Consider the following 25,665-nt stretch of genomic DNA (forward strand, 5'->3'; position numbering starts at 1 on the left):
CCCACCGCTGACGTATGCCGTCCGCCCACCCGGGCGGGCGGCATACGTGCGTTCGTGGCCAATCGAAAGAGCAGTTCGTCGTGGTGCCGATGACCGCGCAGTCCTCGAAAAGGCGACGAACTGCTCTTTCGATTGCGGGGGCCGCGCAGTCCTCGAAAAGGCGACGAACTGCTCTTTCGATTGTGGAGGGGGGTTGTCAGCCGGACTGGGGGCCGGTCGCGACGGGACGGGAGGGGTCGCGGATCCACTCGCTCCAGGAGCCGGGGTAGAGGGCTGCGTCGACGCCGAGCTCGGCCAGCGCGAGCAGGTGGTGGGCGGCTGTGACCCCGGAGCCGCAGTAGACGCCGACCTCGCCGGTCCGGCCGCCCTGCACCGCGGCCCAGTGCTGGGCCAGGTCGCGCCGGAACGTCCCGTCGGGCATCAGCCACGCGGTGGTCGGGCTGTTGACGGCGCCCGGGATGTGCCCCGCGACGGGGTCGATCGGCTCGGTCTCACCGGCGTAGCGCTCGGGCGCCCGCGCGTCGAGCAGCAGGCCCTCCCGCGCCAGGCGCGCGGCGCCGTCGGCGTCGAGAGCCGGCACTTCGCCCGGTCGCACCTCGACGTCGCCGTCCCTGTCGGCGGGGGTCTCGGCCGAGACGGGGAGCCCGGCAGCCAGCCATGCGGCATACCCGCCGTCGAGCACGCGGACGTCGGGGATGCCGAGCCAGCGCAGCACCCACCAGGCCCGCGCGGCGGCATACGACTCCTGGCCGTCGTAGGCGACGACGCGGCTGGTCGGCGTGATGCCAGCTCGACGGAGAACCGCTTGCACGACAAGGGGATCCGGCAAGGGGTGCCGCCCGCCGGCACCTGGGGGAGCGGCGAGCTCCGTGTCGAGGTCGACGAAGAACGCGCCCGGCACGTGCCCGGCGGCGTAGTCGTCGCGCCCGGCGGAGGTGTGGGCCGTCGTGAGCGCCCAGCGGACGTCGAGCACGACGACGTCGTCGATCTCGCGCGCGAGCTCAGCGGCACTGATGAGGTGGGTCACGCGGCCATCGTGGCATCCTCGCGGTGTGGAGGTGCACCTGGTCCTCGTCCACGGCTCCCGCCTCGCGAGCTCGCAGTGGGCGCCGCAGGTGCCGCTGCTGCGGGGCCGTGTCGGCCTCACCCTCGTCGACCTGCCGGGCCACGGTACCCGTGCGAGCGAGGCGTTCACCCTCGAGCGCTGCGTCGCGGTGATCGACGAGGCGCTGCCCGCCGGCGTGCCGGTCGTCCTCGTCGGGCACTCGCTCGGTGGCTACGTCGCGATGGCGTATGCCGCCCGGCGGGCCGACGCTCTCAGCGGCCTCGTGCTCGCCGACGCGTCCGCCACCCCGACGGGCCCGGGCGCTGCGATCTATCGCGGGGTGGCGGCGCTGACCGACCGGCTCGGACCGGAGCGGATGACGAGGCTCAACGACCGGGTGCTCCGGCGGCTCTACCCTCCGGAGCGGATCGAGCCCGTCATCGCCGGCGGCTACTACTTCGCCCCGACTCCGGCCGCGTGGCATGAGGTGATGACGCACTGCCGACCGTCGATGCTCAGCGCGGTGACCTGCCCCGTGCTGCTGCTCAACGGGCGGTTCGACCAGTTCCGCGTCGGCACGCGAGCCTTCCTCCGGGCCTGCCCCCACGCCCGGGTCGAGGTCATCCCGGGGGCCGGTCACTTCGCCAACCTCGACCAGCCGGAGGCCTTCGCCGAGGCGCTGCTCCGCTTCGCCGATTCGGTGCAGCGCGCCTGATTGGGGAGAATGGGTGGCTGTGACCGACCTGATGACCCCCGACGCGCCCGCGCGGGACGCAGCCCCGGCGCCCGTGCTGCCCCCGCTGCGCATCGGCCGCCACGTCATCGAGTCCCCGGTCGTGCTCGCCCCGATGGCCGGCATCACGAACCGCGCCTTCCGCCGCCTCTGCCGCGAGTACGGCAACGAGGGGACCGCTCTCGGCGGGGCGAGCGGCGCGACGAGCCTCTACGTCAGCGAGATGATCACGAGCCGCGCCCTCGTCGAGCGCACCCCCGAGTCGATGCGCCTCATCGAGCACGACCCGGAGGAGAACCCGCGCTCCATCCAGCTCTACAGCGTCGACCCGGCCACGGCTCGCGCGGCGGCGCGGATGCTCGTCACCGAGGACCGCACCGACCACATCGACCTCAACTTCGGCTGCCCCGTGCCCAAGGTGACCCGCAAGGGTGGCGGCTCGGCGCTGCCGTGGAAGAAGGACCTCTTCCGGCGCATCGTCAGCGCGGTCGTCGAGGAGGGCGCGAGGCGCGACATCCCCGTGACGGTCAAGATGCGCAAGGGCATCGACGACACCCACCTCACCTTCCTCGACGCCGGCCTCGCCGCCGAGCAGGAGGGGGTCGCCGCGATCGCCCTCCACGGCCGCACCGCCTCGCAGGCCTACTCGGGCCAGGCCGACTGGCAGGCGATCCGCCTCCTCAAGGAGACGATCACGTCGGTGCCGGTGCTCGGCAACGGCGACATCTGGTCGGCCGAGGACGCCCTGCGCATGGTCGCCGAGACCGGGTGCGACGGCGTCGTCGTCGGCCGCGGTTGCCTGGGTCGCCCGTGGCTCTTCACCGATCTCGCGGCGGCCTTCGCCGGCGCCTCGACCCGCGTGACCCCGTCGCTCGGGGAGGTGGCCGACACGCTCCGGACGCACGCGGCATACCTCACCGACTTCTACGGCGAGGAGGAGCGCGCCTGCCGCGACATCCGCAAGCACATCGCCTGGTACCTCAAGGGATTCCCGGCCGGGTCGACGATCCGCAACTCGCTCGCGCTCGTCGACTCGCTCGCCGCTCTCGACAGGCTGCTGGCGACGCTCGACCGCGACGCGCCGTGGCCGGGGGAGGCGGCAGAGGGCCAGCGTGGGCGTGCCGGGTCGTCGCGCACCGTCGCGCTGCCCGACCGATGGCTCGAGTCGCGCGAGCTCTCGGAGGAGCACGAGCGCACCATCGCCGAGGCAGAGCTCTCCGTCAGCGGCGGCTGAGGCTACTTCAGCCAGACCGTGAGCGGCCCCAGTCGCTCACAGCCCGCGGCGACCGCCGCGTCGACCGTGGCCCCCGCCTCCCACCCCACGAGGGGTATGCCGGGAGCGACCTCACGCACAGCCGCCGCGGCCTCGCGCCAGGCCCGGTTCACGTCGCCGTCCCGCGCGAAGACGTTGCCGAGACCGGCGACCTCACCCGTGACGTGGAGGATCGCACCGGCGACAACGGCATCGGTCTCCGAGCGTGCCGCGAGCACGTGGACACCGGGCTCGTCGAGCAGGCTCGGCCGCAGGATCGCGGCGGCATCGGGGTCGGAGGACCAGGCCTGCACCCACTGCGCCAGCTCGTCGGCGCCCCTCACCCGGCGCCAGGTTCGCGAGCTGCCGGGGGTCTGCTCCGGGAGCGGCGTCGAGGGGTCGAGCCAGACCCACTCGCCGACGACGAGCCGGGCGAAGTCCTCGAGCGTGAGGTCGAGGCGGGCCCACGAGTCCTTGACGGAGCACCCGTCGGAGTCGTCGATGCGGGCGAGCAGGTCGTACTCCTCGGCCGTGGGGGAGAGGGTGACGGCATCGGGATAGAAGGGCGGGGTGCGCGTGGGGGCGGCCCACGCCTCGTCGTCGAACGTGCCGCGCACGCCGTGCGAGCGGGCGACCGCGTCGCACCACAGGGCGTTGTTGCGGGCAGCGAGGGCGATCCGGTCGGGGGTGCTCGTCACGGGTCGATCCTGCCCTCTGTCGGTGGGTGGTGGCACCATCGGGTCATGCGAGAGGGCGGATCGCCGGAGCGGCCGGCCGTGTTCTTCGACGACGCGGCCGACTTCAGGGCATGGCTCGAGGCCAACCACGCCTCGGCGACCGAGCTGTGGATGGGCCTCAACAAGAAGCACGTGGACCCGCCGGGTCTGTCGTGGGCCGACGCCGTGCGCGAGGCGCTCTGCTTCGGCTGGATCGACTCGATGGCCCAGGGCATCGACGAGGACACCCGCCGCCAGCGGTGGACGCCGCGCAAGAGCGGCAGCAACTGGAGCACCATGAACATCGCCGCGGTCGCCGAGCTCACGGCGGCCGGGCGGATGCACCCCGCCGGGCTGGCGGCCTTCGCCAAGCGGCGCGAGGACCGCTCCGGCATCTACGCCTACGAGAACCGCGACCGCGAGTGGCCGGCGCACTACGAGGCGCAGCTGCGCGCCAACCCCCGGGCCTCGGCATTCTGGGACGCCGCGACCCCGTCCTACCGCAGGGTGGCGACGAACTGGGTCGTCACGGCGAAGCAGGAGGTGACCCGCGACAAGCGCATGGCCGAGCTCGTCGACGACTGCGCCAACCTGCGCCTCATCAAGACACAGCGCTACGGCACCGAGCCGGCCTGGGTGCGGCGAGCCCGTTCAGACCTCGGCTGACCAGCCGGTCAGCGCTTGCTCTTGGGCGGAACGATCTCGATGTGGTCCTTCGCCGCAGACTTGGCGTGCTTGTCGGCACGCTTCTCCTTGAGCGATCTCGCCTTCGTGGTCATGTGGGACTTCGGTGACTTGTCGCCCATGGCGAGCTCCTCGCGTTGGAAGCCCGAACGGCTCCATCCCTGCAGTATGCGCCCTCGGTGCTGCCCCCGGCCGCAGCCGATGTCGGCTGGCGTGGTGGTGGGGCCTCGTGCAACCTTTCCCTGGCCCCCGGCGTAGAGGGCATGACGGGCCACGAGGCCCGGGCGACAGCCGTCACGACAAGGGACTTCGTTGGAGCACGACAGCACGAGCTCGGCAGGGGGCGCGATGCCGCCTTCACGGCGTTCGTCGACGCGAGCTGGTCACGGCTGCACCGCCACGGCTACGTGCTGACGGGCAGCAGCGTCGAGGCCGAGGAGCTCGTGCAGGAGACGCTCGTCAAGGTCTACCAGGCTTGGCACCGCATCGCTCCGGACGGCGCTCCCCTCGCCTACACGCGCACCGCGATGGCCCGCTCCCATGTGTCGCGCTGGCGTAGCCTCACCCGCCGCTCGGCCGTCGAGGACCGCGTGGTGCTCGACCGGACGCTCGCCGCCGGTCACCCGGCCTGGGAGTAGTTGGCAGCCGACCGCGACGAGGTCTGGCGCGCCCTCGCCACCCTGCCGCCGCGACAGCGCGCCGTCGTCGTCCTGCGGTTCTACGAGGACCTGCCCGAGCGGGCGATCGCCGAGGCGCTCGGCTGCACGGTCGGCACCGTCAAGAGCCAGCTCTCGAGGGCGCTGGCCACCCTGCGCGGCTCCGCTGTCGTGCTCTCCATCGTCGCGCCAGCGCCTGAGGGCGCCGGCCGCCGCAGCAGCAAGGAGGAGGTCCGATGAACGAGCTCGACACCACCGTCCGCGAGTCGCTCGACGAGCGAGCGCAGGGGTATGCCGTCCCGCCGGCTCCCAGCGCCCTCATCCTGGCGCGCGCCCGTCGGGAGCACCGCAGGCGCCAGGTGCTCACCGCAGCGGCCGGGGTTGCTGCCGCCGCCGTCGTCGCGGTTGCGCTCGTTCCGCGCCTGGGTGGCACCGCCGCGCCGCCCGTGCCGGCCGCACCGTCGACCACCCAGCAGCAGTCGCGTGACGTCGAGGCGAGTCGCGCGGATGCTCTGACGTGGGCTGCTGCGCTGCCCCAGGGTGACCCCGCGACCTTCACGGGGTGGCCGACGACGGAGCGGCAGGGTGACCGTGTCGCCGTGCGCCTCGGCGACCGGGACGTTCTCGGGCCGCAGGGCTTCACCGACCTCAGCGACCCGCATCCCGTCGCCGACGGCTGGCTCTTCGTGGCGACCGGGGCGACCGTGGGCCGGCCCGCGATCCTGCACTTCAGCCGCGTCACCGACCGGGCCACCGTGATGGCACGGCCCTCTGGCCCGACGTCGGTCCTCGTCGACCCCGAGGGTGCTCGCTTCGCGTGGCTCGCCACCGACGGCGGCACGACGGGGCTCAGCATCGTCGACATCGCTGACGGCTCATCGACAGGCGTCGCCCTGCCCTCGAAGGTTGTCGACCCGGCCCTCGCGACGTGGACGCCCTTGGGGATCAGCGTCGTGCCGGTCGGGGAGGCGTCGACCAGCGCGGTGCCGCCCGGTGCAACCCCTGCGGTGGCGACGACGGCTGTGGCGCTCTTCGACACGACGCGCAACGAGTGGGTCCCGGTCGCTGCGCGTCTCGAGGCGCGGGTCGTCGGCGTCGTGCGCCTCGATGCCTTCGGTGGGTCGCCTCTATCGGCCCTCGTCACCACCGTGCAGGGGAGCCAGAAGTGCGTCAGCCAGCTCGAGGGCGGCATCACCCTCATCCCGCTCGAGTGCTGGCCGCTCTCTGCCGCCGGCACCCCGACCACCGCCGTCGGCCCGGGCGGCAAGTACGTCCTCGTGGGCATGGCGGGGGCGCCGGGCACCCGGGCGGCCCTGCACGACCTCGTTGGCTCTGGGGCGGTCGCGGGGGAGCCGGGTCTCGCGCACGCCCTGACGGCCCCGATCGAGGACTACGTCTGGGAGAACGCCGACGTCTTCGCCGCGGCTGCCGCGTCCCCGACCGGCTCGTCGGTGCCCTACCGCTACGACCTGCGGACCCACGCGGGGGAGCGGCTGCCGAGCGACCCCCGGGCGTCGTTCGAGTCGACCTTCGACTCCGCGACGATGGGCCTCACGCTGCCGCAGGGGTGATCCGGCCTAGAGTCGGGTCGTGGGCTACGAGGGTCGAGATCGTGAGCGGTGGGTTGCGGAGGACCCTGCCCAGAAGCGGGCCGACCGCGACGACTTCGCCCGCGACCGGGCGCGGGTCGTGCACTCGTCCGCGCTGCGCCGTCTCGCCGCCAAGACCCAGGTCCTCGCGCCGGGTCACGACGACTTCGTGCGCAACCGCCTCACCCACTCGCTCGAGGTCGCCCAGATCGGTCGGGAGTTCGGTGCCGCCCTCGGGTGCGATGCCGACGTCGTCGACACGGCGTGCCTCGCCCACGACCTCGGGCACCCGCCCTTCGGCCACAACGGCGAGACGGTTCTCGACGAGATCGCCTGCGACATCGGGGGATTCGAGGGCAACGCACAGACCCTGCGCCTCCTGACCCGGCTCGAGGCCAAGCGCTCGCACCCCGACGGCACGCCCGCCGGCCTCAACCTCACGCGCGCGAGCCTCGACGCCACGACGAAATATCCGTGGCAGCGCGGCGAAGCGCCATATCCCACAAGGAAGTTCGGCGTCTACCCGTCGGACCTCCCTGTCTTCCAGTGGATGCGCGAGCAGGCTGCGACCGGTGACCGGTGCCTCGAGGCCGAGGTCATGGACTGGTCCGACGACGTCGCCTACTCGGTGCACGACGTCGAGGACGCCATCGCCTCGGGCTGGCTTGACCCCCGGGTGCTCCGCTCCACCGACATGGCAGAGGTCGTCGCCGTCGCCGGCCGCACCTACGCGCCCGACCTCGGCAGCGACGCCCTGGGAGCTGCGCTGGAACGCCTCCTGGCCTCTGACGCGATGCCCACGGCATACGGCGGCTCTCGCGGCGACCTCGCCCGCCTCAAGGACATGACGAGCCGCCTCATCGGCCACTTCGTGCTCGACGTCGAGCGGGCGACCCGCGAGCGGCACGGGCCGGGGCCACTGTGCCGCTTCGAGGCCGACCTCGTGGTGCCCGACGACACTCGCGCCGAGTGCTCCGTGCTCAAGGCGATCGCGAACCACTTCGTCATGACGACCGACGAGCGCCTGCGGGTGATGGCCGAGCAGCGCGACGTCGTCCGCACCCTCGTGAAGGGGTATGCCGCCCGGCCGGGTGAGCGTCTCGACGCGCCCTTCCGTGCCGACCACGACGCCGCCGCGGACGACGGTGAGCGGCTGCGGGTCGTCATCGACCAGGTGGCGTCGCTGACCGACGTGCGCGCCCTGGCGCTGCACGTGCAGTGGAGCCGCTGACCGGCGGGGTGGGCGGGTCGACCTAGAATCACGAGCAGCGGGAGGAGGCACATGGCGGGGCTCATCAACAGCGACGACATCGCGACGGTCAAGGCGCGGTCGTCGATCGAGGACGTCGTGAGCGAGCACGTGACGCTGAGGCGTTCCGGCGCCCGCCTCGTCGGGCTCTGCCCGTTCCACGACGAGAAGAGCCCCTCTTTCGGCATCAACCCGGCTGCGGGGTTCTACCACTGCTTCGGCTGCGGCGAGGGTGGCGACGTCATCTCCTTCGTGCAGAAGGTCGAGGCCCTCTCCTTCAGCGAGGCCGTCGAGCGGCTTGCGCAGAAGCTCGGCATGGAGCTGCGCTACGAGGACGGCAGCGCCCGGTCGGCGCAGGAGGGCCCGGGACGGCGTTCCCGCCTCATCGAGGCCCACCGCGTGGCGCAGGAGTTCTATGCCGAGGCCCTGCTCAACCAGCCCGGCGCTCGCCCGGCGCGCGACTTCATGCGGGCCCGCGGCTTCGACGGTGCCGTGGCCAAGCACTTCGGGGTCGGCTTCGCCCCGCGCGGAGGGGAGGACCTCGTGCGCGCCTTGCGCGCCAAGGGCTTCACCGACGACGAGCTCGTGACGGGCGGTCTGGCCGGTCGTGGGTCGCGGGGGCTCTACGACCGCTTCCGGGGTCGCCTCGTCTGGCCGATCCGCGACATCACCGGCGACACCGTCGGCTTCGGGGCGCGCCGCATCTTCGACGACGACCGCATCGAGGCGAAGTACCTCAATACGTCCGAGACACCGATCTACAAGAAGTCGACGGTGCTCTACGGCCTCGACCTGGCCAAGAAGCGGATCGCGGCCGACCGCACGGCCGTCGTCGTCGAGGGCTACACGGACGTCATGGCATGCCACCTCGCGGGGGTCGAGACCGCCGTGGCCACGTGCGGCACCGCCTTCGGCTCCGACCACATCAAGGTGCTGCGCCGCATCATGCGCGACGAGGCGGACCTGGCTCCGGCCCGGGTCATCTTCACCTTCGACGGCGACGCCGCGGGGCAGAAGGCCGCGATGCGGGCCTTCGCCGACGACCAGAAGTGGTCGTCGCAGTCCTTCGTCGCCGTCGAGGCCTCGGGCATGGACCCGTGCGAGCTGCGCCAGGCCAAGGGCGACCCGGCCGTGCAGGCGCTCGTCGAGGACGCCGTGCCGATGTTCGAGTTCGCCGTGCGCACGACGATCAAGCGCTACGACCTCACGACGGCCGAGGGGCGGGTGCGGGCGGCGACGGCTGTCGCGCCCATCGTGGCCGCGATCCGCGACCAGTCGCTGCGCCCCGAGTACACCCGTGAGGTGGCCGGGCTGCTCGGGCTCGAGGTGGAGCAGGTGGCGCGCGAGGTGAGCCGCGCCGGGCGCCTCACCGTCGACTCCGCCGACGACGACCGCAGGCGTGACCGGGCGGTCCTGGACTCGGAGCCCGGCGAGCCGGGCCCTGACGAGGTCGCCCAGTCCGATGGCCTCATGGCGATGCCCGACCCGCGTGACCCGGTTGTGTCGGCCGAGCGCCAGCTGCTGCAGGTGCTCCTGCAGTTCCCGCAGGTGCTGCGCGCCGAGGCCATCGACATGCTCACGCCCGAGTCCTTCTCGGCGCCCGCCCACCGTGCCGTCTTCGACGGCATCCGCATCGCCCGGGCGACGACGAGTTCGGCGAACGCCCAGGCCTGGATGGCAGCCGTCACCGAGGCCTCGCCGCGACCCGTGGCCGGTCTCGTGAGCGAGCTGGCCGTGGGCACCCTGCCGTCCCGCATGGACCAGGTCACGGGTCTTCCCACGGCCCGCTACGTCGAGGAGCTCTTCGACCGGGTGCGCACGATCGCCCTGACCCGGCAGATCGCCGACGCCCTGAGCGAGATGCGCCGGCTCGACCACGCCGCCGAGCCCTCACCCGAACGCACCCGCGAGCTGGGCACGCAGCTGCAGGTGCTGCAGCGTGAGCTCGCCACGATCAAGGCAGGGATGGCCTGATGGGACTCCTCGGCAACCGGCGGCGCGCTCCGCTGCCCGACACCGCGCGGTCGGCCGTGCCGCTCGGCCCCGGCGAGCGAGTGCTCGCGTGGGCACGCGATGACCGCAGCGGGTCTCACGTCGTCGCCACGACGCACCACCTCGCTCTCGTCGGGGGTGACGGCGTGCTCGCCTGGTGCCGGCCGTGGCACGAGGTCGAGGCGGGCACGTGGCAGGGCGACGAGTCGCTGCTCACCGTCACGTGGGTCGACCACGGGCCGCCGTCGCGGTGGGAGGTCACCGAGCCCTCGATGATCCAGCAGACGCTGCGAGAGCGGGTGCAGGCGAGCGTCGTGCTGGCCGGCGAGTTCCGCACCGCCGCGCGGCGCACCGTGCGCGTCGTCATCCGTCAGGACCTCGCCACCGGGGCGATCGTCGAGCAGGTGATCGCCGGCAAGGGCACCCGCCTCGACGACCCGGAGGTGGCTGCTGAGGCCTCCGCACACCTCGCGCGACTGCGCTCCGAGATCGGTCGTTGAGGGGTCATCCGGTGGCCGGCGACCCGATTTAGTGTCGGCCCGATCCCTTTGCTATGGTTGCCCGGCAGCATTCCCCTGTAGCTCAATTGGCAGAGCAGCCGGCTGTTAACCGGCAGGTTATTGGTTCGAGTCCAATCGGGGGAGCCCATGACGAAGGCCCTGACACCCACGGTGTCAGGGCCTTTGTCGTCGACCGGGGCCGCCGTTCGCTAGACGGTCATCGGGCGGTCATCGGGCAGGGTCCGGGGTCTCGCCGACGGCAGCATCCTCGAGGGGCCCGCCGAGGGAGCCGTCGACCGTGGTCCCGACGGCGGCGGTGGCGGCGCCCTTGCGCGGACCGCGACCGCGGCGGCTGAGGCGCCGCTCCACGCGTCCGGCGACGTTCGTCAGCCCGTAGTTGATGAGGATGAAGATCAGCGCGGCGAGGAGGTAGGCGGGGATGACGTTGCCGTATGCCGTGCCGACGTCCTTCGCGGCCTGTAGCAGCTCGGGGTAGGTGATGGCCGTTCCCAGTGCGCTGTCCTTGAGGATGACGACGAGCTGCCCCACGAGAGCCGGGAGCATCGCCGTGAGGGCCTGGGGGAGCTGGATGGCGCGCAGCGTCTGCCCGGGCGTCAGACCGATGGACAGACCAGCCTCGGACTGTCCGGACGGCAGGCCGTGCACGCCCGAGCGCACGAGCTCGGCGATGACCGAGCCGTTGTAGAGCGTCAGCGCGAGCACGACCGCGGCGAGCGAGTTGTAGTCGGTGCCGAAGTAGTTGTTGAAGGCGAAGACCTGGAAGAAGAAGTACATCATCAGCAGCACGGGCACCGAGCGGAAGAACTCGACGACGATGCCGCTCACCCACCGGATCGGCCCGTTGTGCGACAGGCGTCCCATGCCGAAGAGCAGGCCGAACGCCAGGGCGAACACGATGGAGAGCGCAGCGGCCTTGATGGTGTTGATGAGGCCGGGGATGAGGTACTGCGTCCACACGTCCGCCGTGAAGAGCACGGTCCACATGGACGGCTCCAGCTGACCCTGCGCCTGCAGCTTCCAGACCACGAGACCGAGGGTTACTGCGGCAAGCGCGAAGCCGATCACGGTGAAGATCGCGTGCCGCCGGCGGGCCTTGGGGCCGGGGGCGTCGAACAGGACGTTCTGCGCGCTCATCGCTTCACCGCCAGGCGTCGGGAGAGGGACGTGAAGAGGATCCCCACCGGGAGGGTGAGGATGACGAAGCCGAGGGCGAAGATGAAGAAGACCCCGAAGCTCGCGGTCTCGTTCTCGATGATCTCCTTCATGAGACCCGAGGCCTCGGCGACACCGATGATCGAGGCGACGGTCGTGTTCTTCGTCAGGGCGATGAGGACCGACCCCAGGGGGGCGATCGAGCCGCGGAAGGCCTGGGGCAGGATCACCTCGCGCAGGCTCTGGGTGAAGGTGAGCCCGATCGAGCGCGCGGCCTCGGCCTGACCGAGCGGCACGGTATTGACGCCGCTGCGCAGGGCCTCGCAGACGAAGGCTGCGTGGTATGCCGCGAGACCGACGATCGCCCAGCGGATGTTGTTGTCGACGATGGACGTCGGCGACTTGGGGTCGGTGAGGTTGACCTGCAGGATGTAGAGCAGACCGAGCGAGCAGAAGACGAGGATGAGCGTCAGCGGGGTGTTGCGGACCGTGTTGACGTAGAACGCCCCCAGCCGGCGCAGGATCGCGACGGGCGCGACCCGCATGACGGCCAGGATCGTTCCGATCACGAGGGCGCCGATCGCCGAGAAGACGGTCAGCTTGATCGTCATCCAGAACGCGCCGAGGACGTCGTACTTGTCGAGGATGTCGAGCACGGCGCTCCTTTCGGGTCAGTGGTGGAGCGGAGGTGTCGAAGTTCGGTGCTGGTCAGCGGTCAGCGGGGTCCGGACCCCGGCGGTGCCGGGTCGGTCGACAGCTGGTGTCGACCGACCCGGCACCGGGTGAGCTGGATCAGGAGCAGGCCGCGGGGGTGGGCGGGTTGCCCTGGCCCGGCTTGTAGCCGGCCGGCCCGAGGTTGTTGTCGATCGCCTTCTGCCACGAGCCGTCGGAGATCATCTTCTTGATGGCGTCCGTGACCTTCGTGCACAGGGCGGTGTCGCCCTTCTTGATGCCGACGCCGTAGTTCTCGGTCGAGAACGGCTTCCCGACGACCTTGAACTTGCCCTTGAACTCGGGCTGCGAGGCATAGCCCGCGAGGATCGTGTCGTCGGTCGTCAGCGCGTCGACGCCACCGGTCGCGAGGGCCGGAAGGCACTCGGAGTAGGTGCCGAACTCCTGGAGCTGGACCCCGGGGTACTTGTCCTTGACCTTCTGGGCGGAGGTCGAACCCTTGACGGAGCAGAGCTTCTTGCCGTCGAGGGAGTCGGGTCCGGTGATCGACGAGTCGTCGGAGCGGATGAGCAGGTCCTGACCGGCGATGAAGTACGGCCCGGCGAAGCTCACCTTCTCCTTGCGGGCGTCGGTGATGGAGTAGGTCGCGACGACCATGTCGACCTGCCCGGTCTGGATCAGGGTCTCGCGCTGGGCGCTCGGGGCCTGGACCCAGGTGATGTCGCCCTCGGACGTGCCGAGCTGCTTCGCGATGTACTTCGCGACGTCGACGTCCATGCCGGTGTAGTCGCTGCCCTTCTTCAGCCCCATGCCCGGCTGGTCGAACTTGATACCGATCTTGAGGCCCGAGCCACCGCCGGAGGCGCTGCCGCCTCCGCCGCTGCTCGATCCGCACGCGGCGAGCGTGAGCGCCAGTGCAGCTGCTGCTGCGACGGCGCCAAGTCCTCGTGACTTCATCTGGGTTCCTCCATGAGTGGTTGCTCGCGGCACGCCGTGTGCGTGCCGCTCCCTGCGGGCGGTTGGTCCGTGCTGGCTTCGGGCGGCGGCGACGCTCAGTGGGTGAGGATCTTGCCGAGGAAGTCCTTGGCCCTGGCGCTCTTGGGCGCGGTGAAGAACTCCTCGGGCGTGGCGACCTCGACGACTTGACCGTCGGCCATGAAGACCACTCGGTCTGCCGCCTTGCGCGCGAAGCCCATCTCGTGGGTGACGACGATCATCGTCATGCCCTCCTTGGCGAGGCCGACCATGACGTCGAGGACCTCGTTGACCATCTCGGGGTCGAGCGCCGAGGTCGGCTCGTCGAAGAGCATCACCTTGGGACCCATGGCGAGCGAGCGCGCGATGGCGACGCGCTGCTGCTGGCCGCCCGAGAGCTGGGCGGGGTACTTGTCGGCCTGCGCCGCGACGCCCACTCGTTCGAGGAGCGCGTCGGCCTGGGTGCTGGCCTCTGACTTGGACTTCTTGCGGACCTTGACCGGCCCGAGTGTCACGTTCTCGCGAATCGTCTTGTGCGAGAAGAGGTTGAAGGACTGGAACACCATGCCGACATCGGCTCGCAGCTGGGCGAGTGGCTTGCCCTCCTCGGGCAGGGCCTTGCCGTCGATGGTGATGGTGCCCGACTCGATGGTCTCGAGGCGGTTGATGGCTCGGCACAGCGTCGACTTGCCGGACCCCGAGGGGCCGAGCACGACGACGACCTCACCCTTGCCGACGGTGAGGTTGATGTCCTGCAGCACGTGCAGGTCTCCGAAGTGCTTGTTGACGCCCTCGATGACGACCATCGGCTCTCGAGCGCCTCCGGTGCGGTCAGGGGCAACCGTCTTGCCGGTGGTCCGATCAGTCTGACCGGGATTCACGTCGTCCATCCCGGAAACCTATCGGCTGGGACACGCCCGGGGGAGTCACCACGCAAGAGCGACGCCCAATCGTGAACAATCGGCCTGATCTACGTGTCTCGGACCATGCAGAAGAGGGCGAAAAGAGGACATCGCGGCGTGGCCAAGGAGCACCTGCCTGGACGCGCGTGGGTGCGGCGCAACACGCCGACCCGGCAGATCAGGGAGTGGCGTCCGAGGTCGGGCTTGCCGTGTCGGTCGACGAGCTCGTCGAGCTGGTCGTGTCGGTCGAGCTCGAGGAGCTCGTCGAGGTGTCGCTCGCTGCCAGGGACTTCGAGGTCGAACCACTCGTCGAGGCCGGAGCCGGGTCAGAGGTCGTCACAGACTGCTCCGCGCTCGTCGTGGACTGGCTCGTCGACGACGTCGACGACGTCGGCGGGTCGGTGGGGGTCGGGTCGGCAGCAGTCGTCGTGGTGGTCGACGTCTCAGGCGGGTTCGTCGTCGTGGTAGGCGAGCTGGTCGTCGTCTGAGTCGGGGGCTGCGTGGTGGTCGAGGACCCGGAGGTCGTGCCGGTCGTCGGGGTGCCCGTGCCGCTCGAGGTGCCGCTGCCGGTACCCGTGGCCGTCGGCGTGCCGGTGCCGCTCGAGGTCGGAGGCCGGGTCGTCGTGCCCGAACCGGACGACGTCGGTCGCGTCGTCGTGGGCGTCGTGCTCGGTGTCGAGGGCGTGTTGCCCGACCCGTCGACCGAGCTGCTGGACCCTGCGGAGCCACCGGACGGGATCGGCACGTCGCCGTCCTGCACGGTCTGCACCGTGCGCCCGCTCTGGTCGATGACGAAGTGGGGGACGACGGCATACGGGATGCTGTCGGCGGCCGAGGCGGGGAAGCCGAGGTAGGGAGCGGGGTCGACGTAGCGGTCGTTGATGATGACGTCGAAGTGCAGGTGGCAGCCGGTCGACCAACCGGTCGTGCCGACGAGGCCGATGACCTGGCCCTGCTTGACGACGTCACCCTCCTTGACCAGGAACTTCGACTGGTGGCCGTAGGCGGTCTTGACGCCGGACGTGTGCTGGATGATCGTGCGCAGACCCCAGGAGTTGGACACTCGGGCGTAGATGACCGTGCCGTCGGCGGCCGCGCGGATCGGGGTGCCACAGCTGGCCTGGAGGTCGATGCCGGTGTGGAACATCGCGCGGTGCAGCAGCGGGTGGATGCGCGGGCCGAAGGCAGAGACCTCGCCGCCCGGGACCGGGTGGATGAAGCCGGTCGTCGACGGCGGGCCGGCAACCGGTGCGGCGACGGCCTGTGCGGTCGAGAGGGTGAGGTTCAGCGACGGGAACATGAACAGCCCCGTCGCGCCGCTGAAGGCAGCGTTGCCGCCACCTACTGCGACGGCGTCACCGAGCAGGGCCGACGTGGCGTGGTCGGACAGGCCGGCTCGGGCCACCTCGACGGCCCCGACGGCGTTCTGGACCGCAGCCTGCGCCGGGGTGCCGGCCGCAAGGACGACATCGGCGCGCTGGGCGCTCGGCGCGCTACCGCCGAGGAAGGGCAGGACCGCGAACATCGTGAGTCCCGCTGCAAAGGGGACGATCCGACCGCTCATGCGGATGTTGAGGACGAAGGGACCCTTGGGTCGGGCGTCATCACCCACCGGCCGGCCACCCCCTCAGGCGTCTCGTCACGTTCGGCCCCACGGGGCCGCATCTGTCCCACTGAGCGCGGGTCGGACTCCCCAAGGGCCGACCTCTGTCTCTTCCTCAACCATATGTGGGGGATCACGATTGGGGGCTGTTGTGGGAGAAGTTCCTCGAGATTCGTGACGGATGTGACTGGTGTGGCAGGAGTGAAGACGCGCCGAGGCGTCCGAGCGTCAGAAACCGGCTGGTTCGTGAGGCTCGTAGGCGGACTCGAGCCGGGCGCGCTCCTCGTCGCCCAGGCGCAGGTCCAGAGCGGCGACGGCGTCGTCGATGTGCTCGAGCTTCGTGGCACCGATGATGGGCGCCGTGACCACGGGGTTGCCGAGCACCCAAGCCAGGGCCACCTGCGCGCGTGAGACCTCGCGCTCCTGGGCGATCGCGGCCACCTGGAGGGCGATCGCGCGGTCGCCCTCGCGGTAGAGGGTCTTGCCGAACTCGTCCGTCTGGCTCCGCGCGGTCTCCGCGTCCCAGTCACGCGTCAGCCTGCCTCGGGCGAGCGGGCTCCACGGGATGACACCCACTCCGAGGTCGGCGCACAGCGGCAGCATCTCGCGCTCCTCCTCGCGGTTGAGCAGGTTGTAGTGGTTCTGCATCGACACGAAGCTCGTCAGCCCGGCCATCCGGGCGAGGTAGTGAGCCTTGGAGAACTGCCAGGCGCTCATCGAGGAGGCCCCGACGTAGCGGGCCTTGCCCGCCTTGACGACGTCGTGCAGCGCCTCGATCGTCTCCTCGACCGGGGTCAGCGGGTCCCAGCGGTGGATCTGGTACAGGTCGACGTAGTCGGTGCCGAGCCGGCGCAGGCTCGCGTCGATCTCGTTCATGATCGCCTTGCGGGACAGGCCGGCCCCGTTGGGCCCATCGTGCATCCGTCCGTGGACCTTCGTGGCGATGACGAGCTCCTCGCGGCGGCCGAAGTCGCGCAGGGCGCGGCCGACGATCTCCTCGCTGCTACCGGCCGAGTAGACGTTGGCGGTGTCGAAGGTGGTGATGCCGGCCTCGATGGCCGCTCGGATGAGGGGACGGCTGGCGGCCTCGTCCAGCGTCCACGGGTGGGGACCCCTCTGAGGGTCACCGAAGCTCATGCACCCGATGATGAGCGGCGAGACCTGCAGGCCGGTGTTTCCGAGACGGACGTAGTCCATGGTCTTGTGCTTCCCTTCAGCCGATCCCGAGGCGGGTCCTGTGACTCGCGTCGGACCTTCCCACGGTAGGTACCCATGAGGGGCCTCCGCCCGATCGGGCGAGTCTCGGACGCCAAGTCACGGCAGGTCACGGCAGGTCACGGCAGGTCACGGCAGGGGCACAGCGGGCTGGCCCGCGAGGGCGCCGTCCATGATCTGTCGCCAGATCGGCGCCGCGTAGCACGCTCCGGTCATCGCGTGACAGGACTTGCCGGCCATCGACACGTCGAACATCCGCCGGTTCGGGCGCGTCGGGTTGCCGACCCAGACGGCCGTCGCCAGCTGCGGCGTGTAGCCGACGAACCACGACTGAGCGTTGCCGTCGGACGTGCCCGTCTTGCCGGCGGACACCCTGCCGCTCAGCTGGTTGAGGATGCCCGAGCCGTGGGTCATGTTGTACTCGAGGTACTGGGTCGCCTGGCTCACCGCACCGGCGTCGGCGACCCGCTTGCACGACGGCTTCGGCGACCACAGGGTGTTGCCGCCCTGCTCGACGCTCGTCACCGGGTAGGGGGCGCAGAGGATCCCGCCGGCCGCGAGACCTGCGTAGGCGGTGGCCAGGGTCGCCGGCGAGATGGCCTGCGCGCCGAGGATGACCTGCGGCGGGTAGGTCCCGAGCGGCGACCCGTCACCTCCGTGGATGCCGAAGGCCTTCATCGTGTCGTGGATCGCGCACACGCCGATCTTGCTGGCGAGCGCGACGAAGGCTGAGTTCGTCGACTGGGCCGTCGCCGTCATGAGCGACATCCGGCCACCGCCCCACACCTCGTCGTTGTAGACCTTCCAGTCGGTGGTGAGGCCGCACGGCTGGGGGAACTGCGAGCGTGAGAACGTGGCCGGGGTCTGGTTGTCGGCCGCAGGTGCGTCGATGCTCGCGCTGGTCCCCAGGCCCTGCGCCATCGCGGTGACGAGCGAGAACGCCTTGGCGGTCGAGCCGAACTGGAACCCGCCCGAGCCGCCGTACTTCGCGTCGACGGAGTAGTTGACCTCCGTCTGACCGGAGGTCGAGCTGCCGTATGCCGTGTCCTGGCCGAACGCGAGCACCTTGCCAGTGCCTGGCTCGGTGACGTAGGCCGCTGCCGCGACCCCGATCGAGTTGTGCTCCGGTGCCACCCTGCGCAGTGCTGCGTTCACCGTGTCCTCGACGTTCGGGTCGAGCGTCGTGTGGACCGTCAGACCGCCCTGGAAGAGAAGGTCGTGCCGCGCCTGCACGGTGGCGCCGAGGGCCGGCTGCTGCTCGAGCCAGCTGATGACGAAGGAGCAGAAGTACGGGTGGTTCGAGGCGGCACAGGTGGCGGGCAGGTTGGTGACGTGCAGGTCGGCGGACAGCGGCCGTCTGACGGCACCCTGCCACTGCGCCGTCGTCAGCTCGCCGAGCTCGTGCATCCGGCCGAGCACGACGTTGCGCCGGGCCTGTGCCTTGTCCGGGTGGTGCACCGGGTCGGTGGCGCTCGGGCTCTGGACGAGTCCGGCCAGCGTCGCGGCCTCCGTCAGGCTGAGCGATGACGCGTGCACGTCGAAGTAGTGCAGGGCAGCCGCCTCGACGCCGTAGGACCCGTCCCCGTAGTACGCGAGGTTGAGGTAGCCCTGGAGGATCTCGTCCTTGCTCCACGAGCGTTCGAGGGCGACGGCATACCTGAGGTCGGTGAGCTTGCGGGGCAGGGTCTTGGCGATGGCCGCCTGCGCCTCTGAGGTCTGGCCCTGGCTGAGCGCCTTGGCCTGGAGCGTCATCTTGACGAACTGCTGCGTGAGGGTCGACGCGCCCTGCGTGGCCTCACCGGTCCGCAGATCCTGCAGAACGGCGCGGGTCAGGCCCGAGGGGTCGATGGCGCCATGGCCGTAGAAGCGGCTGTCCTCGATCGCCACCTGCGCCTCGCGCATGACAGGCGCGACCCGGGAGAGGCTGACGGTGCGGCGGTTCTGGTCCTGCGGGGCGGCGATGAGCGAGCCGTCGGCGGCGAGGATCCGTGAGCCCTGCGACATCGCGACCGCCGTGAAGGTGCTCGGCAGGTCGAGGAAGGCGGTGCTCCCGGAGTCGGCCAGGCTGCCGAGAGCCGCGACCGTCGGGGCCGAGAGGCCGGCGGCCAGCAGGCCGATCGCGCACGCCGCCACGACGAATCCCGCGAGGAGGCGGAGGATCCTGCCTGCACCGTGCCGTGGAGCGCTCACTCCTGAACCTACCCACACGAGCTTGACGACTCGCTGGACGCGAACTGGGTGCACTCTCAGGTGCGCGCTCGCGGGTGCTCCCGCTGGCGGGTCCGGCCCTCAGCGGGCCGGGGTCACCGGCGGACGAAGTCGCCGACCTCGGAGACGACGGTCAAGACGAACCAGCCAGCGGCGACGACCCAGCCGATGATGAGCGGCACCCGACCACGCAGGTCGCCGGCCTTCATCGCTCGCCGCCCGTAGTGGATGGCGAAGAAGCAGGGGACGACCACCACGGCGAGCGTGACTGCCGAGACGACGGCGATCGTCCAGCCCGGCGCCTCGGCGGTGCCGGCCTCGTAGCCCAGCATCGAGTAGAGGCCCTCGCCGACGGCGAAGGCGACGAAGAAGAACACCGGCACCAGGGCGACGCCGATCCATGCGCGCGTCAGCCACGGGGTCTGCTGACCCGTGGGGACGAGCGGCTGCTCCTGCTTGGAGCTGCTCATGACGCACCTACCTTTCCCCGCTTCGATCGTTCGCCCGAGGGGGGCACTCGATCAAGGGACGAAGGTCCGCCTGAGTCGTCACACAGCGACCCCAGCGCAGGCGTGGCTCCCAGGGTGGCGTGCAGCAAGGGCTTGAACCCTCGGGCTCTGGCGCGTCTCATCAAGGAACCCTTCCTTTGGGTCGGAATCCTTGAGCACGGTCATCATGTCCAAGGCGCAGTCCTCGAGTGCAGTCATGACAGCGAGTTCCTCTACCCCTGTGAGAAGGGGGCCGTGGCAAGGCAGCTTCTTAGCGCTTCGCCGCCCGGAGAGTGTGCGCCAACTGCCCCACGTTCCTCGCCAAGACGACGACAAGTGCCGAAGCAACACTGAGCACGCGGGACGTGTCAGGCCTCACGCTGTGGGGGCAGGCGCCACGGGCGGCCACGCGGCAGCCCAGGTGGCCTCGTCGGGCACCTGCTTGTTCGCGGCCAAGAGGTTCTCGATGCCTGCGAGTTTGATAGCCCAGTCCCCGGTAGGCATTGGCCCCTGCCACTCAGCGAGCTGTCGGAACTCCGAGGAGAGGCGCTTGAGGTCGGCCGCAAGCTGCGTGTGGGCAGCGCTCTTGTCTAGCGGCTTGAAGGCCGCGGTTAAGATCCCGAGCGCGGCCGAAAGCGCCGCTGCGGCGGTTGTCATCCAGCTCGGTACGCTGGTCAGTGACGTGACTGCTGCCAGTGCCGCAAGGGCTGCAGTGAGTATCACCCCGGTCACATTCAGGGCTGCAAAATACTCAGCGCGCTTGCAGTGGACCTTCGCATCGGCGAGGTACTCGTCCCTTTTGTCTTCGTAAATAGTCATGAGAACCATTCCTGCTGCTCCAGTTGGCCGCCCTCGAACCGCCCGCTGCAACCTGGTCCGAGGACCCGCGATCTCATCGCCTACATCAATAGTCCGTAGCGCCAGGTCTGGGTCATAAGGGCCGAAGGTCCCCGTTTGTGTTCGATTGTGAGCGGTCGAAGAACGAGCCGAGATCGGGTCGGGGAGATGCCCCTCTGCAACGGACCACCGTGGAGGTTGAGGAAGCCGCTGCTCGCGTAGACGCGACGTACCCCTGCACGCCGCGGGGGCTCCTCGTCCGCTTCACCGCATCGACCAGCCTTCGCGAGGCGAAACCGGGGCAAACCTAGAGTGGAGCAGCAGGGGCTTGAACCCTGGACCGACGGATGATGCGTCTCATCCGCCCGGCCTGGACCCTGACCAGCCCGCGGTGGTCGCTCTGGGCGCCGTCCGGTGCTCAATCGTGGCCTCGTCGACATCATCGTCCGGCTGTGTCCTGGCGTGTTGGCGAGCTGCGCGTAGCAGAGTGTTGGCAGCGGCTGCCCACGCGTGCGCCCCGTTGTTCCGGTCCGTTGGGCCGGACTGTCGATCTGGCCTTGCGCCATTCGTGTAGGTAGTGACCACCACGAACCGAGGGGACGACACCATGACCACGTCCACGCCGAACACGCCAGGCATCGGTGCCATCAAGGTCGTTGGCATCCCCGTCAACGACCAGGACCGTGCGCTCGAGTTCTACTCGGGACGCTTGGGATTCACGCTTCAGACCGACGCGCCACTGCCCGGGTCCGAAGCCCGCTGGATCATGCTCACCTCCGGCGCCGGAGCGAGCATCGCCTTGGTCAAAGCAAGCATCGACACGCCTGCCGGGGTCGAGACGGGCATCCGGTTCCACACCGATGACGCGGACTCCACCCACGCAGCGTTGCTGTCCCGGGGAGTCAAAGTCGGCGAGGTGCTGCGCTGGCCTGGGGTCCCGGCGATGTTCCAAGTGTTTGACGGCGATGGGAACCGGTTCGAGATCGTGGAGTGAGGAGGCCACCCTCCCCGGCCGCCTGGGCTCGACCAGGCCGGTTGGCCGCCGTGAACCGGAACGTGAAACCACCCGCTATCGGATGATCCCTCGCCCGGCTCATCCTCGTGCGTCGAAACCTCGTGCCAAGCCGCCGGTGCGCACGCGACGACTCACCCCGGCGAACGGGACGATTGGCCCTGTCAGCAGTCACGCCGGTCCGTCATCGTGTGGATATGGGCACTCAGTCATCGAGCAGTCTGTGGACGACTCGAAGAGTGCTGCTGCCAGCCTTGGCTTCGGCCGGGCTGGTTCTTGCGGGCTGCGGCGACGCCCCGACAGGCGGCTCGGCATCGCCAACCGCGACAGCGGTCAACACGTCCACCAGCACAGAAGCCGCATCGACGACCACTGCCAATCCTCTTCCGACGACAACCGGCGGACGCACGAGGGCCGCTTCTCCCACGTCGACCACGTCGACCACGTCGACCACGTCGCCGAAGTCCACCACCTCCCCGAGGGCCACTGCGCCGACCGCGACACTCCCGTCGCCCACATCAACCAGCCCTCCGAAGGGTGCCGCGACACCGGCAGGGGCGATCCGGGCCTGGATGGCCAGAAAGGGCTACACCTACGCCGGCGACTGTGGGAGCACCCAGCTGGAGACGGACGTCGGCAAGTACTGCTCGTCGCTCTACGAGAAGCAGCCTGCTCTGCGGATCTACAGCGTCGGCCCCACCTTCTCGGAGTACACGACCTGGTTGCTGCTCAGACAGTCCTCCGGCACATGGCGGGTCACAGCCGCCGCCAGGATCACCGGGATGTCGCCGCCGCCGTGGTGACCGGTTCGAGATCGTGGCCACGCTGCACCTTTGCCGCCGCCAGACAGCAGGGCGCCAGGGCCGCATCTGCGACGCGTTAGCAGTCTGTTGGCAAGCGGGCCCGACGCTCGGGCGCCAGAAGGGTGACCCATGGCCTCCTGACCTGCGATGACTTGTGTGGGGCAGCAGGGGCTTGAACCCTGGACCGACGGATTATGAGTCCGCTGCTCTGACCGGCTGAGCTACTGCCCCGACCCTCGGCCGGCTCGCGGTCGCCGAGGACGCTGGGAGTCTAGCGACCGCCGCCGGGCACAGCCGACACACCCTCTAGGCTCGCGGGGGACCAACCCCGAGGACCGAAGGACGCAACCCATGAGTGACGGCATCCGCGTGGCCGCGGTCGACGACGTGGCACCCGGTGAGGCGCTCGTCCTGGCGACAGACCTGACCGGCACGACGGAGCCGATCTCGCTCTTCCGCGACGACGACGGCACCTACTACGCCCTCGACGACACGTGCTCGCACGAGGACGCGTCGCTCGCCGAGGGCTGGATCGAGGCGGGGGAGGTCGAGTGCCCGCTGCACGCGACACGCTTCTGCCTCAAGGACGGGGTGCCGCAGTGCCTGCCTGCGACGAAGCCGGTCGCGACGCACAAGGTGGAGCTGCGCGGCGATGAGGTCTACCTCCACCCCGGGGTCCCGGCCACCGCCTGAGGCGCCATGTCAGCGCCACGGTCATGCAGGACGCACGCCCTGCTGTGCGCTCTGCATGACACCGACACCACCGAAGGCACCCCGTCCGTTCCTCGAGAGACCTCTGGTGCGCGTGTGCTGGGTGGTGCACAATGGACCGGTGCCCACACCCGTGGGCACACGGCATACCTGAAGTGAAGATCGGCACGACGAGCACCGCGAGCACAACTCGGCCAGCAGGCGTTGGGGAAGACGTCCCTGCACACCGAGGAGGTTCGGATGTCTGTCGCGTTGCCGCGCACGATGACGCGTGGGGTCGTGTTCGTACACGGAGCCCCAGCGGTGCTGTGCCCCCACATCACGTGGGCCATCGAGGCCGTTCTCGATCGTCGGGTAACCCTCGACTGGATGCCCCAGCCCGCCGCGCCCCGCCACCTACGGGCCGAGCTCAGCTGGACCGGTGATTCCGGCACGGGCGCCGAGCTCGCCAGCGCCCTGCGCGGCTGGGACTCGCTGCGCTACGAGGTCACCGAGGAGCCGTCGCCCGGCTGCGACGGCGCGCGCTGGTCCTACACGCCGCGCCTCGGCATCCACCACGCGATGACCTCGGCGTCGGGCGACGCCGTCGTGCAGGAGGACCGCCTGCGCGAGGCGGTGCTGCGCACCCACGGTGACCTCGAGGCGCTGCAGGAGGAGATCGACCTGCTGCTCGGGCTGCCGTGGGACGAGGAGCTCGAGGTCTTCCGGCACGCCGGTGACGGCGCGCCCGTGCGCTGGCTGCACAAGGTCGGCTGACCACGGACGTCCCGCCTGCCCGTCCTCCAGCGCGGCAGCCGGGACGACGAGGGCCCGGGGGGTTCGTGCCCCCGGGCCCTCGTCGTGCCGTGCTGTCGTGTTCGCTCCGGGCCCACCGCGGCGGTATGCCGTCCGGCGGGCTCGCGCTCAGTAGCTGCGGACCGCCAGGGCGACGTTGTGCCCACCGAACCCGAACGAGTTGTTGAGCGCCGCGATGTCGCCGTCGGGCAGCTTCTGGTGCTCGCCCTTGACGACGTTGAGCGGGATCTCGGGGTCCTGGTCGTCGAGGTTGATCGTCGCGGGGACGAGCCGGTGGTGCACCGAGAGGATCGTGATGACTGCCTCGAGGGCGCCGGCCGCACCGAGCAGGTGTCCGGTCATCGACTTCGTCGCCGTCACCGACATGTTCTCGGTGTGGTCGCCGAAGGCCCGCTTGATCGCGTTGTACTCGGCGACGTCGCCGACCGGCGTCGAGGTCGCGTGCGCGTTGATGTGCAGGATGTCGGTGGGCGCGAGGTCGGCCCGCTCGACGGCGAAGAGCATCGCGCGGGACGCGCCGGAGCCGTTGGGCTCGGGGGCGGTGATGTGGTGGGCGTCGGCCGACATGCCGACGCTCGCGAGCTCGGCGTAGATGCGCGCGCCTCGTGCCTTGGCGTGCTCCTCGGACTCGAGCACGATGACGGCAGCGCCCTCACCGAGCACGAAGCCGTCGCGGCCGGTGTCGTAGGGACGCGAGGCCGCGGCCGGATCGTCGTTGCGGGTCGAGAGGGCCTGCATCGCGGCGAAGCCGGCAATCGGCAGCGGGTGCACGGCAGCCTCGGTGCCACCGGCGACGACGATGTCGGCGCGACCCGTGCGGATCATGTCGATCGCGTAGCCCATGCTCTCGGCTCCGGAGGCGCAGGCGCTGACGGTCGTGTGGGCCCCGGCGCGGGCGCCGAGGTCGAGTGACACGGCAGCCGCGGGACCGTTGGGCATGAGCATCGGGACGGCCAGGGGGTAGACCCGGCGGGGGCCCTTCTCCTTGAGCACGTCCCATTGGTCGAGCAGGGTCCAGACTCCGCCGATGCCGGAGCCGATGGCGGCGCCGAGGCGCTCGGGGTCGATCTCGGGGGCGCCGGCGTCGGCCCACGCCTCGCGCGCGGCGATGAGGGCGTACTGGCTCGACGGGTCGAGACGGCGGGTCTCGACCTTGGCCAGCACGTCGATGGGCTGCGTGTCGATGAGTGCGGCGAAGGTGACTGGCAGCTCGTACTTCGAGACCCAGTCGAAGTCCATCGTGCGGGCGCCGGAACGACCGGCGAGGATGGCCTCCCACGTCTCGGGGACGGTGCCGCCGACTGGCGTGGTCGCACCGAGTCCGGTGACCACGACACGGCGGTCGCGAATGGACGTCATGGTGACGTGCTCCTCTGGGTCGAGTGACGGGGGTGATGCGGTGCTGTGCGGCTGTCTGTGCGGGACCAGCCCGGGTGCTGCTGGGGTGTCGGGCCGTGGACCCGGCTTCTGCCCCGAGCCGTGTTGGGCTCGGTGGCTGCTGTCGCGAGCCACGTGACCGGCGCTGACGCGCTGCCCGCGCCGGTCACGTGGACGACGGCGACGATCAGGCCTGCGCGCCGCTGATGAACGTGACGGCGTCGCGCACGGTCTTGAGGTTCTTGACCTCGCTGTCCGGGATGCGCACGCCGAACTTCTCCTCCGCGTTGACGACGATCGTCATCATCGAGAGGGAGTCGATGTCGAGGTCCTCGGTGAAGGACTTGTCCATCTCGACGGACGCGGTGTCGATGCCGGTCTCCTCGTTGACGATCTCTGCGAGACCGTCGAGGATCTCCTGCTCGGACTGAGCCATCTGGGTGCTCCTTGTGTCGTTGGTGTTCTCGTCTGTCATCCG

Annotated in this window: 28 protein-coding genes and 2 tRNA genes; 14 read left to right on the forward strand and 16 right to left on the reverse strand. The window is 70.3% G+C overall.

Annotation, left to right across the window (positions count from 1 at the left end):
* Positions 1-196 precede the first annotated feature (196 nt).
* Positions 197-1,027, reverse strand: a complete 831-nt coding sequence (locus FHX52_RS02405; RefSeq protein WP_141819590.1) for a sulfurtransferase — start codon at positions 1,025-1,027, stop codon at positions 197-199.
* Between the two features lie 25 nt (positions 1,028-1,052).
* Here FHX52_RS02405 and FHX52_RS02410 point away from each other — a divergent pair, with 25 nt between their 5' ends.
* Both FHX52_RS02410 and dusB read left to right on the forward strand, forming a co-directional pair.
* Positions 1,053-1,760, forward strand: a complete 708-nt coding sequence (locus FHX52_RS02410; RefSeq protein ID WP_141819592.1) for an alpha/beta fold hydrolase — start codon at positions 1,053-1,055, stop codon at positions 1,758-1,760.
* Between the two features lie 19 nt (positions 1,761-1,779).
* Positions 1,780-3,012 carry a tRNA dihydrouridine synthase DusB gene (gene dusB / locus FHX52_RS02415; protein WP_425460098.1) on the forward strand — a complete coding sequence of 411 codons (1,233 nt, stop codon included), beginning with the start codon at positions 1,780-1,782 and terminating at the stop codon, positions 3,010-3,012.
* Positions 3,013-3,014: 2 nt separating this feature from the next.
* Here the strand turns inward: dusB and FHX52_RS02420 are convergent, their stop codons facing one another.
* Positions 3,015-3,728, reverse strand: coding sequence for a hypothetical protein (locus FHX52_RS02420; RefSeq protein ID WP_246069579.1), 714 nt, complete (start codon positions 3,726-3,728; stop codon positions 3,015-3,017).
* Between the two features lie 45 nt (positions 3,729-3,773).
* On the opposite strand from FHX52_RS02420, the gene FHX52_RS02425 reads away from it, so the two are divergent.
* Entirely contained in the window at positions 3,774-4,412 is a 639-nt protein-coding gene (locus tag FHX52_RS02425) for a YdeI/OmpD-associated family protein (protein WP_141819596.1), read from the forward strand.
* Positions 4,413-4,420: 8 nt separating this feature from the next.
* Here the strand turns inward: FHX52_RS02425 and FHX52_RS24515 are convergent, their stop codons facing one another.
* Positions 4,421-4,552 carry a hypothetical protein gene (locus FHX52_RS24515; protein WP_281287860.1) on the reverse strand — a complete coding sequence of 44 codons (132 nt, stop codon included), beginning with the start codon at positions 4,550-4,552 and terminating at the stop codon, positions 4,421-4,423.
* Between the two features lie 141 nt (positions 4,553-4,693).
* Between FHX52_RS24515 and FHX52_RS24225 the strand changes: the two genes are divergently transcribed.
* The 7 genes from FHX52_RS24225 to FHX52_RS02455 all read left to right on the forward strand — a co-directional run bounded on the left by FHX52_RS24225 (position 4,694) and on the right by FHX52_RS02455 (position 10,560).
* The gene (locus FHX52_RS24225; protein WP_246069580.1) at positions 4,694-5,068 is read left to right on the forward strand and encodes a sigma factor; all 375 of its coding nucleotides are present in this window, start codon (positions 4,694-4,696) and stop codon (positions 5,066-5,068) included.
* The gene (locus FHX52_RS24230) at positions 5,069-5,326 is read left to right on the forward strand and encodes a sigma-70 family RNA polymerase sigma factor (RefSeq protein WP_246069581.1); all 258 of its coding nucleotides are present in this window, start codon (positions 5,069-5,071) and stop codon (positions 5,324-5,326) included.
* Positions 5,323-6,657 (forward strand): hypothetical protein, encoded by a 1,335-nt coding sequence (locus FHX52_RS02435; protein WP_141819598.1) that lies wholly within the window; start codon positions 5,323-5,325, stop codon positions 6,655-6,657. Before FHX52_RS24230 ends, FHX52_RS02435 begins: the two co-directional genes overlap by 4 nt.
* A 19-nt stretch (positions 6,658-6,676) precedes the next feature.
* A complete protein-coding gene (locus tag FHX52_RS02440; protein WP_141819600.1) occupies positions 6,677-7,906 on the forward strand; it encodes a deoxyguanosinetriphosphate triphosphohydrolase in 1,230 nt (409 codons plus the stop codon).
* A 51-nt stretch (positions 7,907-7,957) separates the two neighbouring features.
* Positions 7,958-9,898: a DNA primase gene (gene dnaG / locus FHX52_RS02445; RefSeq protein ID WP_141819602.1), complete on the forward strand. Its 1,941-nt coding sequence runs from the start codon at positions 7,958-7,960 to the stop codon at positions 9,896-9,898.
* A complete protein-coding gene (locus FHX52_RS02450; protein ID WP_141819604.1) occupies positions 9,898-10,416 on the forward strand; it encodes a hypothetical protein in 519 nt (172 codons plus the stop codon). The genes dnaG and FHX52_RS02450 overlap by 1 nt, the downstream gene beginning before the upstream one ends.
* Positions 10,417-10,487: 71 nt before the next feature.
* A tRNA-Asn gene (locus FHX52_RS02455) sits at positions 10,488-10,560 on the forward strand.
* Positions 10,561-10,644: 84 nt separating this feature from the next.
* Here FHX52_RS02455 and FHX52_RS02460 read toward each other — a convergent pair.
* From FHX52_RS02460 to FHX52_RS02500, 9 genes are all read right to left on the reverse strand, one after another.
* On the reverse strand, positions 10,645-11,571 hold the full coding sequence (locus FHX52_RS02460) for an amino acid ABC transporter permease (RefSeq protein ID WP_141819606.1): 927 nt from the start codon (positions 11,569-11,571) through the stop codon (positions 10,645-10,647).
* Entirely contained in the window at positions 11,568-12,245 is a 678-nt protein-coding gene (locus FHX52_RS02465) for an amino acid ABC transporter permease (protein ID WP_141819608.1), read from the reverse strand. The genes FHX52_RS02460 and FHX52_RS02465 overlap by 4 nt, the downstream gene beginning before the upstream one ends.
* A gap of 136 nt (positions 12,246-12,381) precedes the next feature.
* Positions 12,382-13,218 carry a glutamate ABC transporter substrate-binding protein gene (locus tag FHX52_RS02470; protein ID WP_141819609.1) on the reverse strand — a complete coding sequence of 279 codons (837 nt, stop codon included), beginning with the start codon at positions 13,216-13,218 and terminating at the stop codon, positions 12,382-12,384.
* Between the two features lie 95 nt (positions 13,219-13,313).
* The gene (locus FHX52_RS02475) at positions 13,314-14,042 is read right to left on the reverse strand and encodes an amino acid ABC transporter ATP-binding protein (protein WP_141821992.1); all 729 of its coding nucleotides are present in this window, start codon (positions 14,040-14,042) and stop codon (positions 13,314-13,316) included.
* A 274-nt stretch (positions 14,043-14,316) separates the two neighbouring features.
* Positions 14,317-15,750: a M23 family metallopeptidase gene (locus FHX52_RS02480; protein WP_141819611.1), complete on the reverse strand. Its 1,434-nt coding sequence runs from the start codon at positions 15,748-15,750 to the stop codon at positions 14,317-14,319.
* A 219-nt stretch (positions 15,751-15,969) separates the two neighbouring features.
* Complete coding sequence (locus tag FHX52_RS02485) at positions 15,970-16,938, reverse strand: aldo/keto reductase (protein ID WP_141819613.1); 969 nt, start codon at positions 16,936-16,938, stop codon at positions 15,970-15,972.
* 147 nt (positions 16,939-17,085) lie between these two features.
* Positions 17,086-19,146: a transglycosylase domain-containing protein gene (locus tag FHX52_RS02490; protein WP_141819615.1), complete on the reverse strand. Its 2,061-nt coding sequence runs from the start codon at positions 19,144-19,146 to the stop codon at positions 17,086-17,088.
* A gap of 113 nt (positions 19,147-19,259) precedes the next feature.
* Entirely contained in the window at positions 19,260-19,634 is a 375-nt protein-coding gene (locus FHX52_RS02495; protein WP_141819617.1) for a hypothetical protein, read from the reverse strand.
* Positions 19,635-20,027: 393 nt separating this feature from the next.
* Positions 20,028-20,480 (reverse strand): hypothetical protein, encoded by a 453-nt coding sequence (locus FHX52_RS02500; protein WP_141819619.1) that lies wholly within the window; start codon positions 20,478-20,480, stop codon positions 20,028-20,030.
* Between the two features lie 616 nt (positions 20,481-21,096).
* Here FHX52_RS02500 and FHX52_RS02505 point away from each other — a divergent pair.
* A complete protein-coding gene (locus FHX52_RS02505; protein ID WP_141819621.1) occupies positions 21,097-21,483 on the forward strand; it encodes a VOC family protein in 387 nt (128 codons plus the stop codon).
* Positions 21,484-21,706: 223 nt separating this feature from the next.
* Here FHX52_RS02505 and FHX52_RS02510 read toward each other — a convergent pair whose 3' ends face one another.
* The gene (locus FHX52_RS02510; RefSeq protein WP_141819623.1) at positions 21,707-21,988 is read right to left on the reverse strand and encodes a hypothetical protein; all 282 of its coding nucleotides are present in this window, start codon (positions 21,986-21,988) and stop codon (positions 21,707-21,709) included.
* Positions 21,989-22,073: 85 nt separating this feature from the next.
* Between FHX52_RS02510 and FHX52_RS02515 the strand changes: the two genes are divergently transcribed.
* Positions 22,074-22,304 carry a hypothetical protein gene (locus tag FHX52_RS02515; RefSeq protein ID WP_141819625.1) on the forward strand — a complete coding sequence of 77 codons (231 nt, stop codon included), beginning with the start codon at positions 22,074-22,076 and terminating at the stop codon, positions 22,302-22,304.
* Positions 22,305-22,461: 157 nt separating this feature from the next.
* Here the strand turns inward: FHX52_RS02515 and FHX52_RS02520 are convergent.
* Positions 22,462-22,535 (reverse strand) — tRNA-Ile (locus FHX52_RS02520).
* A gap of 120 nt (positions 22,536-22,655) precedes the next feature.
* Here FHX52_RS02520 and FHX52_RS02525 point away from each other — a divergent pair.
* Positions 22,656-22,997 (forward strand): bifunctional 3-phenylpropionate/cinnamic acid dioxygenase ferredoxin subunit, encoded by a 342-nt coding sequence (locus FHX52_RS02525; protein WP_141819627.1) that lies wholly within the window; start codon positions 22,656-22,658, stop codon positions 22,995-22,997.
* A gap of 258 nt (positions 22,998-23,255) precedes the next feature.
* A complete protein-coding gene (locus FHX52_RS02530; RefSeq protein WP_185747043.1) occupies positions 23,256-23,771 on the forward strand; it encodes a DUF3145 domain-containing protein in 516 nt (171 codons plus the stop codon).
* A gap of 147 nt (positions 23,772-23,918) precedes the next feature.
* Here the strand turns inward: FHX52_RS02530 and fabF are convergent, their stop codons facing one another.
* Both fabF and FHX52_RS02540 read right to left on the reverse strand, forming a co-directional pair.
* Entirely contained in the window at positions 23,919-25,169 is a 1,251-nt protein-coding gene (gene fabF / locus FHX52_RS02535) for a beta-ketoacyl-ACP synthase II (RefSeq protein WP_141819629.1), read from the reverse strand.
* Between the two features lie 205 nt (positions 25,170-25,374).
* Positions 25,375-25,623 (reverse strand): acyl carrier protein, encoded by a 249-nt coding sequence (locus FHX52_RS02540; RefSeq protein ID WP_141819631.1) that lies wholly within the window; start codon positions 25,621-25,623, stop codon positions 25,375-25,377.
* Between the last annotated feature and the right edge of the window lie 42 nt (positions 25,624-25,665).

The sequence above is a fragment of the Humibacillus xanthopallidus genome (assembly GCF_006717145.1).
GTDB classification, from domain to species: Bacteria; Actinomycetota; Actinomycetes; order Actinomycetales; family Dermatophilaceae; genus Humibacillus; species Humibacillus xanthopallidus.

What these genes read in the sequence shown, in the direction of transcription:
- FHX52_RS02425 (WP_141819596.1), top strand. Translation starts at nt 3,774, where the DNA reads ATGCGAGAGGGCGGATCGCCGGAGCGGCCGGCCGTGTTCTTCGACGAC.
- FHX52_RS24515 (WP_281287860.1), bottom strand. Translation starts at nt 4,552, where the DNA reads ATGGGCGACAAGTCACCGAAGTCCCACATGACCACGAAGGCGAGATCG.
- FHX52_RS24225 (WP_246069580.1), top strand. Translation starts at nt 4,694, where the DNA reads ATGACGGGCCACGAGGCCCGGGCGACAGCCGTCACGACAAGGGACTTC.
- FHX52_RS02435 (WP_141819598.1), top strand. Translation starts at nt 5,323, where the DNA reads ATGAACGAGCTCGACACCACCGTCCGCGAGTCGCTCGACGAGCGAGCG.
- dnaG (WP_141819602.1), top strand. Translation starts at nt 7,958, where the DNA reads ATGGCGGGGCTCATCAACAGCGACGACATCGCGACGGTCAAGGCGCGG.
- FHX52_RS02450 (WP_141819604.1), top strand. Translation starts at nt 9,898, where the DNA reads ATGGGACTCCTCGGCAACCGGCGGCGCGCTCCGCTGCCCGACACCGCG.
- FHX52_RS02460 (WP_141819606.1), bottom strand. Translation starts at nt 11,571, where the DNA reads ATGAGCGCGCAGAACGTCCTGTTCGACGCCCCCGGCCCCAAGGCCCGC.
- FHX52_RS02470 (WP_141819609.1), bottom strand. Translation starts at nt 13,218, where the DNA reads ATGAAGTCACGAGGACTTGGCGCCGTCGCAGCAGCAGCTGCACTGGCG.
- FHX52_RS02475 (WP_141821992.1), bottom strand. Translation starts at nt 14,042, where the DNA reads ATGGTCGTCATCGAGGGCGTCAACAAGCACTTCGGAGACCTGCACGTG.
- FHX52_RS02485 (WP_141819613.1), bottom strand. Translation starts at nt 16,938, where the DNA reads ATGGACTACGTCCGTCTCGGAAACACCGGCCTGCAGGTCTCGCCGCTC.
- FHX52_RS02495 (WP_141819617.1), bottom strand. Translation starts at nt 19,634, where the DNA reads ATGAGCAGCTCCAAGCAGGAGCAGCCGCTCGTCCCCACGGGTCAGCAG.
- FHX52_RS02500 (WP_141819619.1), bottom strand. Translation starts at nt 20,480, where the DNA reads ATGGTTCTCATGACTATTTACGAAGACAAAAGGGACGAGTACCTCGCC.
- FHX52_RS02505 (WP_141819621.1), top strand. Translation starts at nt 21,097, where the DNA reads ATGACCACGTCCACGCCGAACACGCCAGGCATCGGTGCCATCAAGGTC.
- FHX52_RS02515 (WP_141819625.1), top strand. Translation starts at nt 22,074, where the DNA reads ATGGCCAGAAAGGGCTACACCTACGCCGGCGACTGTGGGAGCACCCAG.
- FHX52_RS02525 (WP_141819627.1), top strand. Translation starts at nt 22,656, where the DNA reads ATGAGTGACGGCATCCGCGTGGCCGCGGTCGACGACGTGGCACCCGGT.
- FHX52_RS02530 (WP_185747043.1), top strand. Translation starts at nt 23,256, where the DNA reads ATGTCTGTCGCGTTGCCGCGCACGATGACGCGTGGGGTCGTGTTCGTA.
- fabF (WP_141819629.1), bottom strand. Translation starts at nt 25,169, where the DNA reads ATGACGTCCATTCGCGACCGCCGTGTCGTGGTCACCGGACTCGGTGCG.
- FHX52_RS02540 (WP_141819631.1), bottom strand. Translation starts at nt 25,623, where the DNA reads ATGGCTCAGTCCGAGCAGGAGATCCTCGACGGTCTCGCAGAGATCGTC.